16 protein-coding genes and 1 pseudogene are annotated in these 14728 nt (G+C 65.6%); 11 read left to right on the forward strand and 6 right to left on the reverse strand.

What is annotated here, in order from left to right; all coding sequences use genetic code 11:
* Nucleotides 1-73 precede the first annotated feature (73 nt).
* The 7 genes and pseudogenes from NDN16_RS00955 (at nucleotide 74) to NDN16_RS00985 (ending at nucleotide 6023) form a co-directional block, all read left to right on the forward strand.
* A complete protein-coding gene (locus NDN16_RS00955; protein WP_435301038.1) occupies nucleotides 74-1369 on the forward strand; it encodes a HAMP domain-containing sensor histidine kinase in 1296 nt (431 codons plus the stop codon).
* Nucleotides 1366-1995 carry a response regulator transcription factor gene (locus tag NDN16_RS00960; protein WP_251111752.1) on the forward strand — a complete coding sequence of 210 codons (630 nt, stop codon included), beginning with the start codon at nucleotides 1366-1368 and terminating at the stop codon, nucleotides 1993-1995. Before NDN16_RS00955 ends, NDN16_RS00960 begins: the two co-directional genes overlap by 4 nt.
* Before the next feature lie 55 nt (nucleotides 1996-2050).
* Nucleotides 2051-3079 (forward strand): annotated as a pseudogene (locus NDN16_RS00965) (PQQ-dependent catabolism-associated beta-propeller protein); the annotation flags it as partial.
* Between the two features lie 38 nt (nucleotides 3080-3117).
* On the forward strand, nucleotides 3118-3711 hold the full coding sequence (locus NDN16_RS00970; protein ID WP_251111754.1) for a hypothetical protein: 594 nt from the start codon (nucleotides 3118-3120) through the stop codon (nucleotides 3709-3711).
* A 7-nt stretch (nucleotides 3712-3718) separates the two neighbouring features.
* Nucleotides 3719-4495, forward strand: coding sequence for an ABC transporter ATP-binding protein (locus tag NDN16_RS00975; protein ID WP_251111755.1), 777 nt, complete (start codon nucleotides 3719-3721; stop codon nucleotides 4493-4495).
* Nucleotides 4492-5301 carry an ABC transporter permease gene (locus tag NDN16_RS00980; RefSeq protein WP_251111756.1) on the forward strand — a complete coding sequence of 270 codons (810 nt, stop codon included), beginning with the start codon at nucleotides 4492-4494 and terminating at the stop codon, nucleotides 5299-5301. Before NDN16_RS00975 ends, NDN16_RS00980 begins: the two co-directional genes overlap by 4 nt.
* Nucleotides 5302-5315: 14 nt before the next feature.
* Nucleotides 5316-6023 (forward strand): hypothetical protein, encoded by a 708-nt coding sequence (locus NDN16_RS00985; protein WP_251111757.1) that lies wholly within the window; start codon nucleotides 5316-5318, stop codon nucleotides 6021-6023.
* Here NDN16_RS00985 and NDN16_RS00990 read toward each other — a convergent pair.
* Together NDN16_RS00990 and NDN16_RS00995 are read right to left on the reverse strand one after the other, a co-directional pair.
* Entirely contained in the window at nucleotides 5995-6291 is a 297-nt protein-coding gene (locus tag NDN16_RS00990; RefSeq protein WP_251111758.1) for a DUF6522 family protein, read from the reverse strand. The genes NDN16_RS00985 and NDN16_RS00990 overlap by 29 nt on opposite strands.
* Nucleotides 6292-6334: 43 nt before the next feature.
* Nucleotides 6335-7321 carry a DUF808 domain-containing protein gene (locus NDN16_RS00995; protein WP_251111759.1) on the reverse strand — a complete coding sequence of 329 codons (987 nt, stop codon included), beginning with the start codon at nucleotides 7319-7321 and terminating at the stop codon, nucleotides 6335-6337.
* Nucleotides 7322-7588: 267 nt separating this feature from the next.
* On the opposite strand from NDN16_RS00995, the gene NDN16_RS01000 reads away from it, so the two are divergent.
* From NDN16_RS01000 to NDN16_RS01015, 4 genes are read left to right on the forward strand one after another with little or no spacing between them, the layout of a single operon-like run.
* On the forward strand, nucleotides 7589-8380 hold the full coding sequence (locus tag NDN16_RS01000) for a transporter substrate-binding domain-containing protein (protein WP_251111760.1): 792 nt from the start codon (nucleotides 7589-7591) through the stop codon (nucleotides 8378-8380).
* Nucleotides 8381-8384: 4 nt separating this feature from the next.
* Nucleotides 8385-9059 (forward strand): amino acid ABC transporter permease, encoded by a 675-nt coding sequence (locus NDN16_RS01005; protein ID WP_251111761.1) that lies wholly within the window; start codon nucleotides 8385-8387, stop codon nucleotides 9057-9059.
* Nucleotides 9059-9718: an amino acid ABC transporter permease gene (locus NDN16_RS01010; protein ID WP_251111762.1), complete on the forward strand. Its 660-nt coding sequence runs from the start codon at nucleotides 9059-9061 to the stop codon at nucleotides 9716-9718. The genes NDN16_RS01005 and NDN16_RS01010 overlap by 1 nt, the downstream gene beginning before the upstream one ends.
* A complete protein-coding gene (locus NDN16_RS01015; RefSeq protein ID WP_251111763.1) occupies nucleotides 9696-10421 on the forward strand; it encodes an amino acid ABC transporter ATP-binding protein in 726 nt (241 codons plus the stop codon). The genes NDN16_RS01010 and NDN16_RS01015 overlap by 23 nt, the downstream gene beginning before the upstream one ends.
* 10 nt (nucleotides 10422-10431) lie before the next feature.
* On the opposite strand, the gene NDN16_RS01020 is transcribed toward NDN16_RS01015, so the two are convergent.
* From NDN16_RS01020 to NDN16_RS01035, 4 genes are read right to left on the reverse strand one after another with little or no spacing between them, the layout of a single operon-like run.
* Complete coding sequence (locus NDN16_RS01020) at nucleotides 10432-10971, reverse strand: PQQ-dependent catabolism-associated CXXCW motif protein (protein WP_251111764.1); 540 nt, start codon at nucleotides 10969-10971, stop codon at nucleotides 10432-10434.
* Nucleotides 10972-10974: 3 nt separating this feature from the next.
* A complete protein-coding gene (locus NDN16_RS01025; RefSeq protein ID WP_251111765.1) occupies nucleotides 10975-11835 on the reverse strand; it encodes a substrate-binding domain-containing protein in 861 nt (286 codons plus the stop codon).
* A complete protein-coding gene (locus tag NDN16_RS01030) occupies nucleotides 11820-12362 on the reverse strand; it encodes a c-type cytochrome, methanol metabolism-related (protein WP_251111766.1) in 543 nt (180 codons plus the stop codon). The genes NDN16_RS01025 and NDN16_RS01030 overlap by 16 nt, the downstream gene beginning before the upstream one ends.
* A gap of 19 nt (nucleotides 12363-12381) precedes the next feature.
* The gene (locus NDN16_RS01035; protein ID WP_251112072.1) at nucleotides 12382-14199 is read right to left on the reverse strand and encodes a methanol/ethanol family PQQ-dependent dehydrogenase; all 1818 of its coding nucleotides are present in this window, start codon (nucleotides 14197-14199) and stop codon (nucleotides 12382-12384) included.
* Nucleotides 14200-14728: the final 529 nt, after the last annotated feature.

The raw sequence follows: 14728 nt of genomic DNA on the forward strand, positions 1-14728 counted from the left end.
GGCCGAGATGCGCTCCGCCCATATCGTGGCCGAACACCGGGTCGCGCGGCAGATCGCGGAACTGCCCGCGACGATGGATCACGAGGCGAAGTTCCGGGCGCTCATCCGCACCTTCGACAGCGACCGGCATGCCCGCCTGTCGCTCATCGGCCGCGACGGACGGATCATCCAGCGCTCGCATCTCGACGGCCCCCGGCAGCCTGCGCCGGCGTGGTTCGCGGCGCTGTTCGCGCCCGGGCCGGAGGTCAGCATCATTCCCCTGCCCGTCGCCGGACCGGTCGCCGCACTGGAACTGACGGTGGATCCGGCCAGTCACACGCGCGACGTCTGGACCGATCTGGGCCTCGGCCTCACCCTGCTCGGCCTTTTCGTGGTGACGGCGCTGGCGCTGGTCTGGGTCATCGCCCGCACGTCGCTGAAGCCGCTCGACGGATTGCGGCAGACGCTTTCCGCCATCGGCCAGGGCCGCACGGACGAGCGGGCGGACCTGGCCGGGCCGCCGGAAATCCGCGCCCTTGCGCAAAGCTGCAACGACATGGCGGCGCGATTGTCCGCGATGTCGGCGGACAATCGCCGCCTCGGCGAACTCGTCTACCGGATGCAGGAGGAAGAGCGCGCCGAACTGGCCCGCGACCTGCATGACGAGGTGGGGCCGTTCCTGTTCGCCATCGACGTCGACGCCGCGTCCATCGAGCGCGAGCCCGCCGCCCCCGCCAACAAGGNCGAACTCGTCTACCGGATGCAGGAGGAAGAGCGCGCCGAACTGGCCCGCGACCTGCATGACGAGGTGGGGCCGTTCCTGTTCGCCATCGACGTCGACGCCGCGTCCATCGAGCGCGAGCCCGCCGCCCCCGCCAACAAGGAACGCGCCGGAGCCATTCGCCAGGCGACGGCCCGCGCCCGGCTGGCCGTGCGCCGCATCCTGGCCGACCTTCGCCCCGGCCTCCTGCCCGGGCTCGGCCTGCGGGAAACCCTCATGCATCTGGCGCACGACTTCGAAAGCCGCCGTCCGGGCATTCGCATTCGCATTGCCGTACCGGAGGCCGGCTTCGACGCCCAGACGGACGCGACGCTGCTGATGGTGCTGCGGGAGGCGATACTGAACGCGCTGCGTCACGGCACGCCGAGCCGGCTGGACGTCAGCGTGCGCGCCATCGCGGGACAGGCGGAATTTTCCGTCGTCGACGATGGCGGCGGCCGCCATGCGGATGCCGATGGCTTCGGCATCATCGGCATGCGCGAACGGGTCGAGGCTGCGGGCGGCGGGCTGCACATTGTGCCGGTGGGCACGCCGGCCGGGCTTCGCGTCGAGGGCCGTCTTCCGATCGCGGCGCACGGCCCACTGGACGGATTGGAAGCCGCGGCATGACCAAGATCCTCATCGTCGACGACCACATGGTGGTGCGCGACGGCGTACGCCGGCTGATCGCGCCGCTTCAGCCCGAGGCGGTCGCCGAAGCCGAAACCCCGCGCGACGCGCTGGATGCGTTCCGGCGGATGCGGCCGGACATCGTGGTCCTCGATATCAACCTGCGCGGCGGCAGCGGGCTGGAAGTCCTGCGCCGCCTTCATGCGGACGACGCCAAGGCCCGCATCGTCGTGTTCTCGATGTATTCGGACCTCGTCTATGCGACGTCCGCACGGCGCGAGGGCGCGCTCGCCTATGTTTCCAAGAGCGCGCCGTCCGACGAATTGCTGACGGCCATCCGCCGCGCCCTGCGCGGAGAGCCCTATGTGGACTGCGTCACGGCCGCCACGCAGGAAAGCGCCGCGATCAACGTGGCGGCGCGGCTTTCGACGCGCGAACTCGAGATCCTGCATATGCTGGGCGAGGGCCAGAGCCTCAACGACATCGCCTCCGGCCTCGGCGTCGCCTACAAGACGATCGCCAACAGCTCGACCCGCATCAAGGAAAAGCTCGGCCTGGAACGAACCTCGGACCTGATCCGCTTCGCGGTCGAGACCCGCGGCGGCCGGCTTCTCGGCGGCATCTGAGCATCTTTGCCCCAATCGGCACGGCGCCAACCATTACGGGAACTATTCCCATGGGTCGCCGCGTCATTTTTCCCTAGCGTCGTGGAAAAGCAGCGTATGGGGAGGATCGATGACGAAGCCCGTTCTGGCGGCAATGGCCGTGGTAGCCTGCATGTCGGCAAGCCCGGCATTCGCCTACAAGATCTACGTGTCGAACGAGCGCGGCAACGATGTCACCGTGCTTGATTCCGCCACCTTCGAGGTCGTCGACACGATCAAGGTGGGCCAGCGTCCGCGCGGCATCGTCGTTTCCCCGGACGGAACGAAGCTCTATGTCTGCGCCAGCGACGACGACACGATCGAGGTGATCGATACCGCGACGCACGAGATCATCGGCACGCTCCCGTCGGGGCCCGACCCGGAACTGATGGTCGTTTCGCCGGACGGAACGCGCATGTATGTCGCCAACGAGGACGACAATCTCGTCACCGTCATCGATCTGCAGTCCGGCAGCCGGGTGGTGGAGATACCCGTCGGGGTCGAGCCAGAGGGCATGGGTGTTTCCCCGGACGGCAAGATCATCGTCAATACGTCGGAAACCACCAACATGGCGCATTTCATCGACCGCGATTCCGAGCAGATCGTGGCCAATGTGCTGGTGGATTCCCGGCCGCGTTTCGCCGAGTTCAAGAAAGACAATTCGGAAGTCTGGGTCTCGGCCGAGATCGGCGGCACCGTCAGCGTGATCGATGCCGCGACCCGCGACATCAAGCACAAGGTGACATTCGAGATCCCCGGCATCAGCGCCGAGCTGATCCAGCCCGTGGGCGTGCGCATCACCGAGGACGGGTCGAAGGCCTATGTCGCCCTCGGCCCGGCCAACCGCGTCGCCGTCGTGGACGCCAATACCTACGAAGTGAAGGACTATCTGCTGGTCGGCCAGCGGGTTTGGCAACTGGCCTTCTCGCCCGACGGCAGCCATCTCTTTTCCACCAATGGCATCTCCAACGACATTTCGATCATCGATACCGCCAGAGACGAGGTGATCCAGTCCGTGCAGGTCGGCGAGCAGCCCTGGGGCGTCGCGGTGGCGGATCCGCAATGACAGGTCACGACGACCGGACACGACAGGGAGGGAACACTATGACGATGAAGACGCACTGGCTGATGCTGATGGCTGCCTGCCTTGCCTTCGCGCCGCATGTCGCGGCACATGCGCAGGGCGGCGACGCGACGCAGATCGAGGCGGACGAAGACGATGACGATGACGATGACGGAGCCGAGGCGCCGGCCGCGCCGGGGGCGCCGACAGGCGCCGGCAACGCCCAGATGCCCGCCAGCGCCATGTCGGCCGATGCGATGGGGCTGCCTCCCCTGTCGCGGTCGAGCCAGGATGTGGAGGAACTGATCCTCGGCAGCGCCGACAACGATTTCGCCGTGAACACGAAGGATTTCGTGATGCGGGTCGGCCAGGCCTATCGCTGGCGCATCAGTTCCGACGGAGCGCTGGAATACAAGTTGAGGGCACCGGATTTCTTCCGAAACATCTGGTTCAACCAGATCGTCATAAGCGATCTCGAGGTGCATATGGCCGGCCCGCCCGCCTGGCTGGAATACGATGCCAAGGGCACGATCCAGATCCAGTTCAACACGGTCCGGCCCGGCAATTTCGAATGGTGGATCGACGGGCTCGACGGCGCGCAGGCCATGAAGGGCACCATCACCGTCGTTCCCTGAGGCGATCGTGCCGCCCCCCGCGACGACGACGCGCCCGCAGGCGCTGGAACTCGATGGCGTCGGCCATGCCTATGGCCGGCGGCGGACGCTGGACGACGTGTCCTTCGTGGTGCCGCAAGGCAGCTTCACCGCGCTCATCGGCCCCAACGGGGCCGGCAAGAGCACGCTGTTCTCGTTGGTCACGCGCCTGTTCGACGCGCGCGAGGGCACGATCCGCATTCTCGGCCACGACCTGTCGCAACATCCGGGGCGCGCATTGCGGCATCTGGGCGTGGTCTTCCAGGGCCGGACACTGGATCTCGACCTGTCGATCGGCCAGAATCTCGCCTACCACGCCGCCCTGCACGGCATGTCGGGGCGCGAAGCGCGGGCCCGGGCGCGCGAGATCCTTTCCGGGTCGGAACTCCTGGACCGCATGGGCGACAAGGGCCGCGCCCTGTCCGGCGGACAGTTGCGACGGGTGGAGATCGTCCGGGCCTTCATGCATCGGCCGCGCCTGATCCTGCTGGACGAGCCGACGGTCGGGCTCGACATCGCCTCGCGGGCCGAAATCATCCGCACCGTGCGCCGGCTGGTTCGCGACGAAGGTGTCAGCGTGCTGTGGGCAACGCATCTCATCGACGAGATCGAGGACGGGGACCGCGTCGTGGTGCTGCATCGCGGCCATGTGCTGGCGGAAGGCGATTGCCGCGACGTGGTGGAAGCGGAAGGAGCCGGAACCATCGGCGAGGCCTTCTCGCGGTTGACGGCGCTTGCGCCCGTGCATGCGGCGAGGGCGTCATGATCGTCTACTGGCGCTGCTTCTCCGGCATCGTGGTGCGCGAGGCACTGCGCTTCCTTCACCAGCGCGAGCGTTTCGTCTCCGCGCTGGTGCGCCCGCTGCTGTGGCTGTTCATTTTCGCCGCCGGCTTCCGGCAGGTGCTGGGCGTATCGATCATCCCGCCCTACCGCACCTACATTCTCTACGAGGTGTTCATCACGCCGGGGCTGATCGGCATGATCCTCCTGTTCAACGGCATGCAATCCTCGCTGTCGATGGTCTACGACCGCGAGTCCGGCTCGATGAAGACCTTGCTGGTCAGCCCGCTGCCCCGCTGGTTCCTGCTGGTGTCGAAGCTTGTGGCCGGCGTGATGGTTGCGGTGTTGCAGGCATACGTCTTCCTGGCCATCGCATGGTTCTGGCGTGTGCGCCCGCCCGAGATCGGCTACCTCACCGTACTGCCCGCCATCATCCTGTCGGGCCTGATGCTGGGCGCGCTCGGCATGCTCCTGTCGTCGCTGGTGCGGCAACTCGAAAATTTCGCGGGCGTGATGAACTTCGTCATCTTCCCGATGTATTTCGCCTCGTCGGCACTGTACCCGCTGTGGCGGGTGCGGGAATCCTCGCCGCTGCTGTACCAGATCTGCCGGTTCAACCCGTTCACCCACGCGGTCGAGCTGATCCGCTTCGCGCTGTACGGTCAGCTCAACCTGCCGGCCCTGGCCGTCGTCACCGCCTGCACGGCAGCCTTTCTCGGCCTCGCCATCCTTGCCTACGACCCCATGCGCGGAACGATCGCCCGCAAGGGCGAAGCGCGTCCCGCAAGCTGAACAGGAGATGCCCCATGCGCCTGACCGCCATCATCGCCTCCGGACTCTGGCTCATCTCCGGTCCGGCGCTTGCCCAGGCGCCGGCCCCGCGCGACATACCCGAAGGCTTCGTCCTGCCCGGTCCGCCGCCGAAGGGCGCCGCCGCAAACCCCGTCCTGGCCGCGCCGGAACATCACGGCACCGCCGACTGGCCCTGCATGCAACGCAAGGTCGCCCGGATGGACGCCGCCCAGATCTGGCCCGCCGCGCCGGAAACCGCAGCGGCGGCGGAACGCACGCCGGCCGAGCGCCAACTCGTCCGGGAGATCGCGCAGCGCCGGGTGGCCATTCCCGATGCACGCCAGCGCCTGACGGATTATCTGGCGGCATTGCCGACGGAACGGCGCAAGGCCGCCGCCGAAGCAGTCTTCGTCGACCTCCTGCACGAGTTGAACCGCGAGCGGGCGGATGTCATCAACGGCATCGGCCGCTATGCCGGCAAGCAGAAGACCCTGGCCGAAAGCATCCGTGCCGAGACGGCGAAGTTCGACCGGCTGATGAGCCAACCCATGCCCGACCAGAACGAAGTCGCCCGCGAGCAGGAGGCGCTTCTGTGGCAGACCCGCGTCTTCGACGAACGCCGCCAATCCCTGACCTATGTCTGCGAGGTACCCGTGCTGATCGAGCAGCGCATGTTCGCGCTCGGCCGGGTTCTCAGGGATGCCGCGGTGGACGGTCGATAGACCGGGTAGGAGACAGCCCCATCGATTCGGACTGGAGGGCGCCATCCTCCGCGACGACGCCGCGCCAGACGCGATTGCCGATCCGGACGGTCAGCCGCCAGCGTCCGACATCCTCGCCCTCGCCGCGCTCTACGCGGCTCTGCACCATCCTGCGGGCCATCAGGCCCCGCATCCGGGCCTCGGTAAGGGAAAAGCGCGCGGCCAGGAAATCGGCATCCAGCACGATGCCGTCCTCGTCCACCGAAACGCCCGGATGGTTCGTATCCATGCGGCCATTATGAACGCACGTCCGCATCGCGGCCAGACCTTCGCTACGCTTTCTCTTCCTGCACGGAGCGCAGCCCGGTCACGGCCTTCCAGAGGGGGCCGAGGATCTTTTCGACGATGGGAATCAGCGCGAAACCGGCGGCAAGGCCGACGATGCCCGATCCGATGGCCGTGACCAGCCACGTGACCGCGCCCGAAGCCGGCGGAACGAGGCCACCCGCCGCGACGGCGATGTCGTGGATGAGATGTTCGGGTGCGGCGAGCCCGTAGCCGGCCAGGCTATGGACGATGATCCCGCCGCCCACCCAGACCATCGCGGCCGTACCGAGAACGGCAAGCCCCTTCAGGAAGCCGGGCATGCCGCGCACCAGTCCCCGCCCTATGGCCGCCAGCGCGCCGTTGCCGCCCCGGGCCAGTGCCAGCCCGACATCGTCGGCCTTCACGATCAGGGCGACGGCGCCATACACCGCGACCGTGATGCCGATGGCCACCACCGCCATCACCGCCGCGCGCATCCACACCGTATCCGGCCCGAGGCCCGCCAGCGTGATCGCCATGATCTCGGCCGACAGGATGAAGTCCGTCTTGATGGCGCTGGCCACGCGTTCGTCTTCCAGCGTCTGCGCATTGGGCGCGACGGTGCCGATTTTCGCCTCGTGCTTGTGCGCCTTGTGCGGGGCGATCTTCTCGTAGACCTTCTCCGCCCCTTCATAGGCGAGGTAGAGGCCGCCCAGCATCAGGAGGGGCGTGATCGCCCACGGCGCGAAGCTGCTGAGCAGAAGCCCGCCGGGCAGAAGGAAAGCCAGTTTGTTGATCAGCGACCCGCGCGCGATGCGCCAGACGATGGGAAGCTCCCGGTCGGCGGAGAAGCCGACCACATATCGCGGCGTCACCGCGGCATCGTCGATGACGACGCCGGCCGCCTTGGCGCCGGCCTTCGCCGCCTGCGCCGCGACATCGTCCAGCGACGCTGCGGCAACCTTGGTCAGGGCCACGACGTCGTCGAGAAGTGCGATCAGTCCGATACTCATCCAGCCGTCCCACCTGAAAACCACGCGGCAAGTATATGGGAGCGAAAGTGCCACGCGGTAGCGTGCTCGTGCACATGCGCCGATATCGGGCGCCGGGGGCTCCAACCTGCCCAATCGCTCGCCACGCATCGCGGCGACTGCCGAGAGAACAGGCAACGCCACCGCCGCTGATGGTCGCGGAACAGGCATCGGGGCAACTGGCACGCCAGTTGCTGTCCGTGTGGGTTGCACTTTGCCGACCCCGGCAGTCCCATCGAAAGGCCCAGAATGCTCGATCGTCGCTTTTTCCTGTCCGCGCTCGCCGCATTGTCCCTCGCTCTCGGCATCGGCCCGTCCTCCGCAAAGGCCGATGCGCTGGACGACATCACCGCCCGGGGCACGCTGCGTGTGGCCGTGCCGCAGGATTTCCCGCCCTTCGGCTCGGTGGGGGTCGACATGACCCCGCAGGGCTACGACATCGACATGGCGGCGTTGATCGCGGAGAAGATGGGCGTCGATCTGGAACTGGTGCCCGTCACCTCGGCCAATCGCGTTCCCTATCTGCAGACGGGCCGCGTCGACCTCGTGATTTCATCCCTCGGCAAGAACCCGGAGCGCGAGGCGCTGATCGACTTTTCCCATGCCTACGCCCCGTTCTACAACGGCGTGTTCGCCCCGGAAGACGTGGCCATCGCGCAGGCTTCGGACCTGTCCGGGCGCACCGTCGGCGTGACGCGCGGCTCGGTCGAAGATCTCGCCTTGACCGACCTTGCGCCGACCGACGCGCAGATCCGCCGCTACGAAGACAACAATGGCACCATCTCGGCCTTCCTGTCGGGGCAGGTCGAGACCATCGCCACGGGCAACGTCGTCGCGGCCTCGATCCTGGAACGCAACCCGCCCCGCCGTCCGGAGCCGAAATTCCTGATCAAGAATTCGCCCTGCTACATCGGCTTGTCCAAGGACCAGCCGGCGCTTCTTGCCAAGGTGAACGAGATCGTGGCGCAGGCCAAGGGCAACGGTTCGCTGAACGCCATCTCGCAGAAATGGCTTGGCGCCGACCTGCCTGCCGATCTCTAGCACCGTGGGCTATCAGTTCGAATTCGGCTGGATATGGGTCTACCTGCCGCTGCTCTTCAGCGGCGTCGCCGTGACGCTTCAACTCATCCTCGTCGGCGCCGTCCTCGGTATCGCACTCGGCATAGCGTGCGCCTGGACGCGCGCCCTCGGGCCGCGCTGGCTGAGGCCCTTCGTGGCCGCCTATGTCGAGTTGATCCGCAATACTCCCTTTCTGATCCAGCTCTTCTTCATCTTCTTCGGCCTGCCCTCGATCGGCTTGCAGCTGACGGAAATGCAGGCCGCCAACCTCGCGATGATCGTCAACCTGGGGGCCTATGGCTGCGAAATCGTGCGGGCCGGCATCCAGGCGACGCCGCGCGGCCAGTTCGAGGCCGGCGCAAGCCTTGCCATGACGCAACTGGAAACCTTCCGCCACGTCGTGCTGGTCCCGGCGCTCGCCCGCATATGGCCCGCACTCTCCTCGCAAGTCGTGATCGTGATGCTCGGCTCTGCCGTCGTCTCGCAGATCGGGGCGGAGGACCTCACCTATGCGGCCAGCTTCATCCAGTCGCGGAACTTCCGTGCCTTCGAAACCTACATGGTCTCGACGCTCATCTATCTCTGCCTGGCGATCCTCGTCCGCAAGGCGATGTCGGTGCTGGGAGGCCTGATCTTCCCGAAGACGGCAGGAGCCCGCTGATGGTCGAGTTCACCCTCTGGGACATCCTGCGCAATCTCCTGCTGGCAACGCGCTGGACGGTCCTCCTGTCGCTTGCCGCCTTCGCCGGCGGCGGGCTGGTCGGCCTTCTGGTCCTGTTCCTGCGCCTGTCACCGACGCGCCTCGTCCGCACGCTGGCAAAGGGCTACATCGAGCTGTTCCAGGGTACGCCGCTGCTGATGCAGCTATTCCTGGCCTTCTTCGGCCTGTCGCTCTTCGGCGTGAACCTGCCGGCCTGGCTGGCCGCCGGCCTGGCGCTGATCCTCTGGACGGCTGCGTTCCTGTCCGAAATCTGGCGCGGCTGCGTCGAAGCCATCCAACGCGGCCAATGGGAGGCCTCCGCAAGCCTCGGCATGGGGCGCGTCCAGCAGATGCGGCACGTCATCCTGCCCCAGGCCCTGCGCATCGCGGTTCCGCCGACGGTCGGCTTCTCGGTGCAGGTCGTCAAGGGCACCGCCCTGACATCCATCATCGGCTTCGTGGAGCTGACGCGCGCCGGCACAGTCGTCACCAACGCCACCTACCAGCCGTTTACGGTCTACGGCCTGGTGGCGCTCATCTACTTCGCACTGTGCTGGCCCCTGTCCAGATCCAGCCAGATCCTGGAAAGGAAGCTCAATGTCGCTCATCGCGGTCACTGACGTCCGCAAGCGCTTCGGCGACAACGAGGTGCTGAAGGGCATCGACCTCGACATCCAACCCGGCGAGGTCGTGGCCATCATCGGAAGGAGCGGTTCGGGAAAATCCACGCTCCTGCGCTGCGTCAACGGCCTGGAAATGATCGATGGCGGCTCGATCACCGTGGCGGGCGCGCAGCTCCTGCCCGACGAAACCCACTTGAAGGCACTGCGGCTGAAGGTCGGCATGATCTTCCAGCAGTTCAACCTGTTTCCGCACCTGACGGCCGGCCGCAACGTGATGCTGTCGCAGACGGTGGTGAAGAAGAAGACGAAGGGCGAGGCCGAGGCCATGGCGCGCCGGCAGCTCGAGCGTGTCGGCCTGGGCGGCAAGTTCGATGCCTATCCGGACCAGCTTTCCGGCGGCCAGCAGCAGCGTGTCGCCATAGCCCGGGCGCTCGCCATGGAACCGATGGCCCTCCTGTGCGACGAGATCACCTCGGCACTCGATCCCGAACTGGTGGCCGAGGTGCTGCAGGTCGTGCGGGAACTTGCCGCGGAAGGCATGACGCTGGTCATGGTGACGCATGAGATGAATTTCGCGCGTGACGTGTGCAATCGCGTCGTCTTCATGCATCAGGGCCGAGTTCACGAGATCGGCCCGCCGGACGAGGTCTTCGCCGAGCCGAAAACCGCGGAATTGCGGCAGTTCCTGAGGCTGAACTGACGCGACCGGCCTATTGCGGCTCATGCTGCTCCAGCGGCTGGCCGGCCTGTGCCCAGCCGTCGGTGCCGTCCGGATACCAGGCGACGGAGGTGTATCCCATGGCGATGGCGCGCCGGGCGGCATTCCAGCTCATCCAGCAATTGCGCTGGCAATAGAAGACCAGCGGATGCGCCCGGTCGCCGCCGCTGGCCTTCGCCAGCCCGTCGGCGAAATAGCGTTCCGTCTGTGGGGCAAGATCGCCATAGCCCGTGTCGGCAAGCCAGATGGAGCGGGGAATAGCCTCGCGACGCGCGGGATGCCAGATTGTCCCCTCCGGCAGGTTGGCGGGCCTCGGCGCGCGCGGCAGGACGTCGACGAACACGGCCTCGCCGTCGCGCCACAGCGCGACCGCCTCCTCGCTGGTCAGGACATGCGCGCCCGCCAGCGTGGCCGGTGTCGGCGCGCGGTAGTCGGAGCGGCGATAATCGCCGGGTTCGCTTACCTGCGCCCCGGCCTGCGCGGCAAAGACCACCGACAGCAGCGCCAGCATGGCCGGGGCGGAGCGCCGCATGGCCTATCCACCCTGCTGCAGGGCGATGGGCCGGTTCTGCTCGTCCAGCAGCGGGACGCCGTAGGACAAGAGGATCTCGTTGATCTCGTCCTGGTTCTCGGCGATCACCCGGTTCAACGTGCGCTTCCATTCCTGGTCGCTCGGTCGAACGCCCATCGTGATGCGAAACACCGTTGCGGGCCCCCGCGGCTCCTTCAGCAGCGGCACCACGACATAATCGCCGCCCGCCTTGCCGGCCTGATATCCGGCAAGCGGCCCCCACAGGACGGCGGCATCGATGACGCCGCTCTTCAGGTCCGCCATCATGTCGGCCGCGGAATTGTCGATCCGCGTATCGACCATCAATTGATAGCCCTTGGCCTTGCCCATCAGTCCGGCCTTGGCGATGTAGGTCGCCGGCGGCGTGCCCGCGACGACGCCGACCGTCTTGTCCTTGAGCCGCTCGTCTTCCAGCGTGTCGACGCCGTCGAGCTCGCCGCCCTTGCGATACACGAGCGAGTAGGCTGTCCGGTAGTATGCGTTGGTGTTCTGAACCAGCTCGTCGCCCTGCGGATAGCTCATGATGATATCGCAGCGATGCAAGCCGAGCGTCATCCGCACGAAGCCCGTAGCCTGCGGAAAGTAGGTGTAGCTCACCGACTTGCGGCCGAGCTTGCCCGCGAGGAAGTCGGCAAGCTCGTTCTCGAAACCTTCGCCCTTCTCGTTGGAATAGGGCATGGAATTGGGATCGGCGCAGACGCGCAGGACGTCCGGGTCGACCAGCTCGATCGCGCCGCCGAAATCCCGGTCCTGCGCGTGCGCGGAAGCCGGCGCGAAGGCGCCGGCCAGCACGAGCGCCGTCAAAAGCGTCAGAATCCGAGACATTCGTTTTCCGCCGCGCGCGCCTCTTCGTTGATCGGCGGACGCTTCGGCTCTCCCTTGCCGACGACGCCGTCGGTACGCGCTCTGAGGTAGATGTAGATGGCGTCGAGATAGCACATCACGTTCTTGTCTTCGCCCCAGGCCGGCATGACCGAATTGCCGCCTGTGTTCCAGACGTTCTGCTGTCCACCGACGACGATGCCGGTGAATTCGTAGTAGTCGATCCGCTTCAGGGAGTCCGTCAGGTTGGGAGCGAAGGAAGACCCCTGCCCGTCCGGCCCATGGCACTGCATGCAATTGGCCGTGTATTTCTTGTAGCCGCGCCAGGTGTAGAAATCGGCTGTCCCGTCCTCCTGGAGCGAATAGGTGGGCACGTCGGAGGAATCCACGAACTTGCCGTTCTCGCCCTCCTTCGCCTCGACACCGTTGTTGGCGGTGTCGACCGAAGGATGGGCCGAAGGCTGCTGCGCCGACGCCGCCCCCATGGAAAGGAGGACGACGCCGGCAAACGCCATGATGACCCTGTTCATCGACAAACCGTCTCCGATCTCAATTGGCATCGGTTGCGGAAGCGGTCTGGTCGGGGACGGTAAAGACGGTCAACTGCCCGCCCAAAGCCGTATATCGGGACAGGGAAGCATAGCCGCCGACCGCGCCGAGGCCGTCATTGGCATCCGTCAGGCCGGCTGCGAGGCCGATGCCGGCCCAGCCGCCGATGCCCGACAATACGGCGACATACTGCTGCCCGTCACGCTCGTAGGTCGTGACGTTGCCGATGATGCCGGACGGCGTCTTGAAGCTGTACAGCTCCTTGCCCGTTTCCGCGTCGACCGCCTTGAGATAGCCTTCCAGGGTGCCGTAGAAGACGACGCCGCCGCCCGTGGCCAGAGCACCGGACCATACCGAGAATTTCTCGGGGATCGACCATTTGATCTCCCCGGTGCCGGCATCCCAGGCGATGAAGTTGCCCATGCCGCCATGGCTGTTGGGCGCCGGGTACATGGACAGGGTCGCCCCGACATAGGGCTGCCCGGCCGTGTAGGCCACGCGGAACGGCTCGTAATCCATGCAGACATGGTTGGTCGGAACATAGAACATGCCCGTGTCCGGCGAGAAGGTCGCCGGCTGCTGGTCCTTGGTGCCCAATGCCGCCGGGCAGATGCCCGTGGTATTGACGTCCTCTCCGTTGAATTCCGTCGAATACTGGTCCACCACCTGCGGCCGGCCGTACTGATCGGAATTCTTGTCCATCACCACTTCGGTCGCCCAGTTCACGACCGGGTCGTATTTCTTGGCCACCAGCAATTCGCCGGTCACCCGGTCGAGCGTGTAGGCGAAGCCGTTGCGGTCGAAATGCACGAGCGCCTTGCGGTCCTGCCCGTCCACCGGAATATCGGCCAGGATCATCTCGTTGACGCCGTCGAAATCCCATTCGTCATGCGGCGTCATCTGGTAGACCCATTTCGCCATGCCGGTGTCGGCGTCGCGGGCGAAGATGGTCATCGACCATTTGTTGTCGCCGGGGCGTTGCGACGGATTCCAGGTAGAAGGGTTGCCCGAGCCGTAATAGACGAGGTTCGTTTCCGGATCGTAGGAGAACCAACCCCAGGTCGTCCCGCCGCCGATCTTCCACTGGTCGCCTTCCCACGTCTTCAGCGACGAATCCTTGCCCACCGGCTTGCCGAGTTCGGTCGTCTTTTCCGGGTCGAACAGCATCTCCTCGTCCGGCCCGGTCGAATAGGCGCGCCAGGCGACGGAGCCGTCCTTCAGGTTATAGGCGGTCAGCGAGCCGCGGACGCCGAATTCGCCGCCGGAAATGCCGATATAGACCTTGTCCTTCACCACCAACGGCGCGGCCGTGCCGGTTTCGCCCTTGGAGGCGTCGCCGTTCTTGACCGACCAGAGCTGCTCGCCCGTATCGGCGTTGAGCGCGACGACCGTGGTGTCGGCCTGGTGCAGGATGATCTTGGCCGGCTGATCGCCTTCAGGCGGCACATAGGCGACGCCGCGATTTACCGTGTCGCAGCACATGACCGGGATGACGTTGGCATCCTGCCGCGGTTCGTACTTCCACTTGATCGCACCGTCTTCCGCCAGATCGAGGGCGTAGACGATGTTGGGGAAGGGCGTGTGCACGAACATCGTATCGCCGATCACGAGCGGGCCGCCTTCGTGGCCACGCAGAACGCCTGTCGAGAACGACCAGGCGACCTGCAGATCGCCCACATTGTCCTTGTCGATGTTCTTCAGCGGCGAGTAACGGGTATTGGCATAGTCGCCCGATTGCATGACCCAGTTCGTCGGGTCCTTGCCGAGTTCGGCAAGAGCATCGTTGGCCGATGCGCCTGAACAAAGGGCAAGCAGCATTGTCGAGGCGGCGGCCGCCTTCGTGATGGATTTCAGCACGGATTCCTCCCAAAGCAAGCGTCAGCAAGCCATGCGCGGTCGCGGAACCGCACGAACAACGACACAATGTTTATGGGGACGGTTTCCGGCAGCGTGTCACGACCGCCAATAGGGGTCCTGGTGGGCACCGTTAAAGTTCGCCCTACCGAGGCCTTCGAGATCTGTCGACGCTCCCAACACCGACAGCCTTGAAGCCGGAAACCAAGGATGAGGCTAGGCCGAGTTTCCCGTTTGTGCAAGTATCAATTGTAAGAAAATGTTGCTGCAATGCAAACGCATATATTATTGCATCGCAATACAGACTATCCACACAGTAAAAATCGCGTCAAACAATATCTTCTCGAAGATTATACTCCATCGAACCAAGGCTTCATATCGATGATCGGCTTTGGCATTAACGGGAAGACGCATGTCTAAACTGTCGGGCTTGTGCCTGGTGAACTGAAATTCGATGGCCGGGAATTGAAAGTTCAACCTGGAATTGCTGTCC

The organism is Aureimonas altamirensis, assembly GCF_023702225.1.
Lineage (GTDB): Bacteria > Pseudomonadota > Alphaproteobacteria > Rhizobiales > Rhizobiaceae > Aureimonas > Aureimonas altamirensis_B.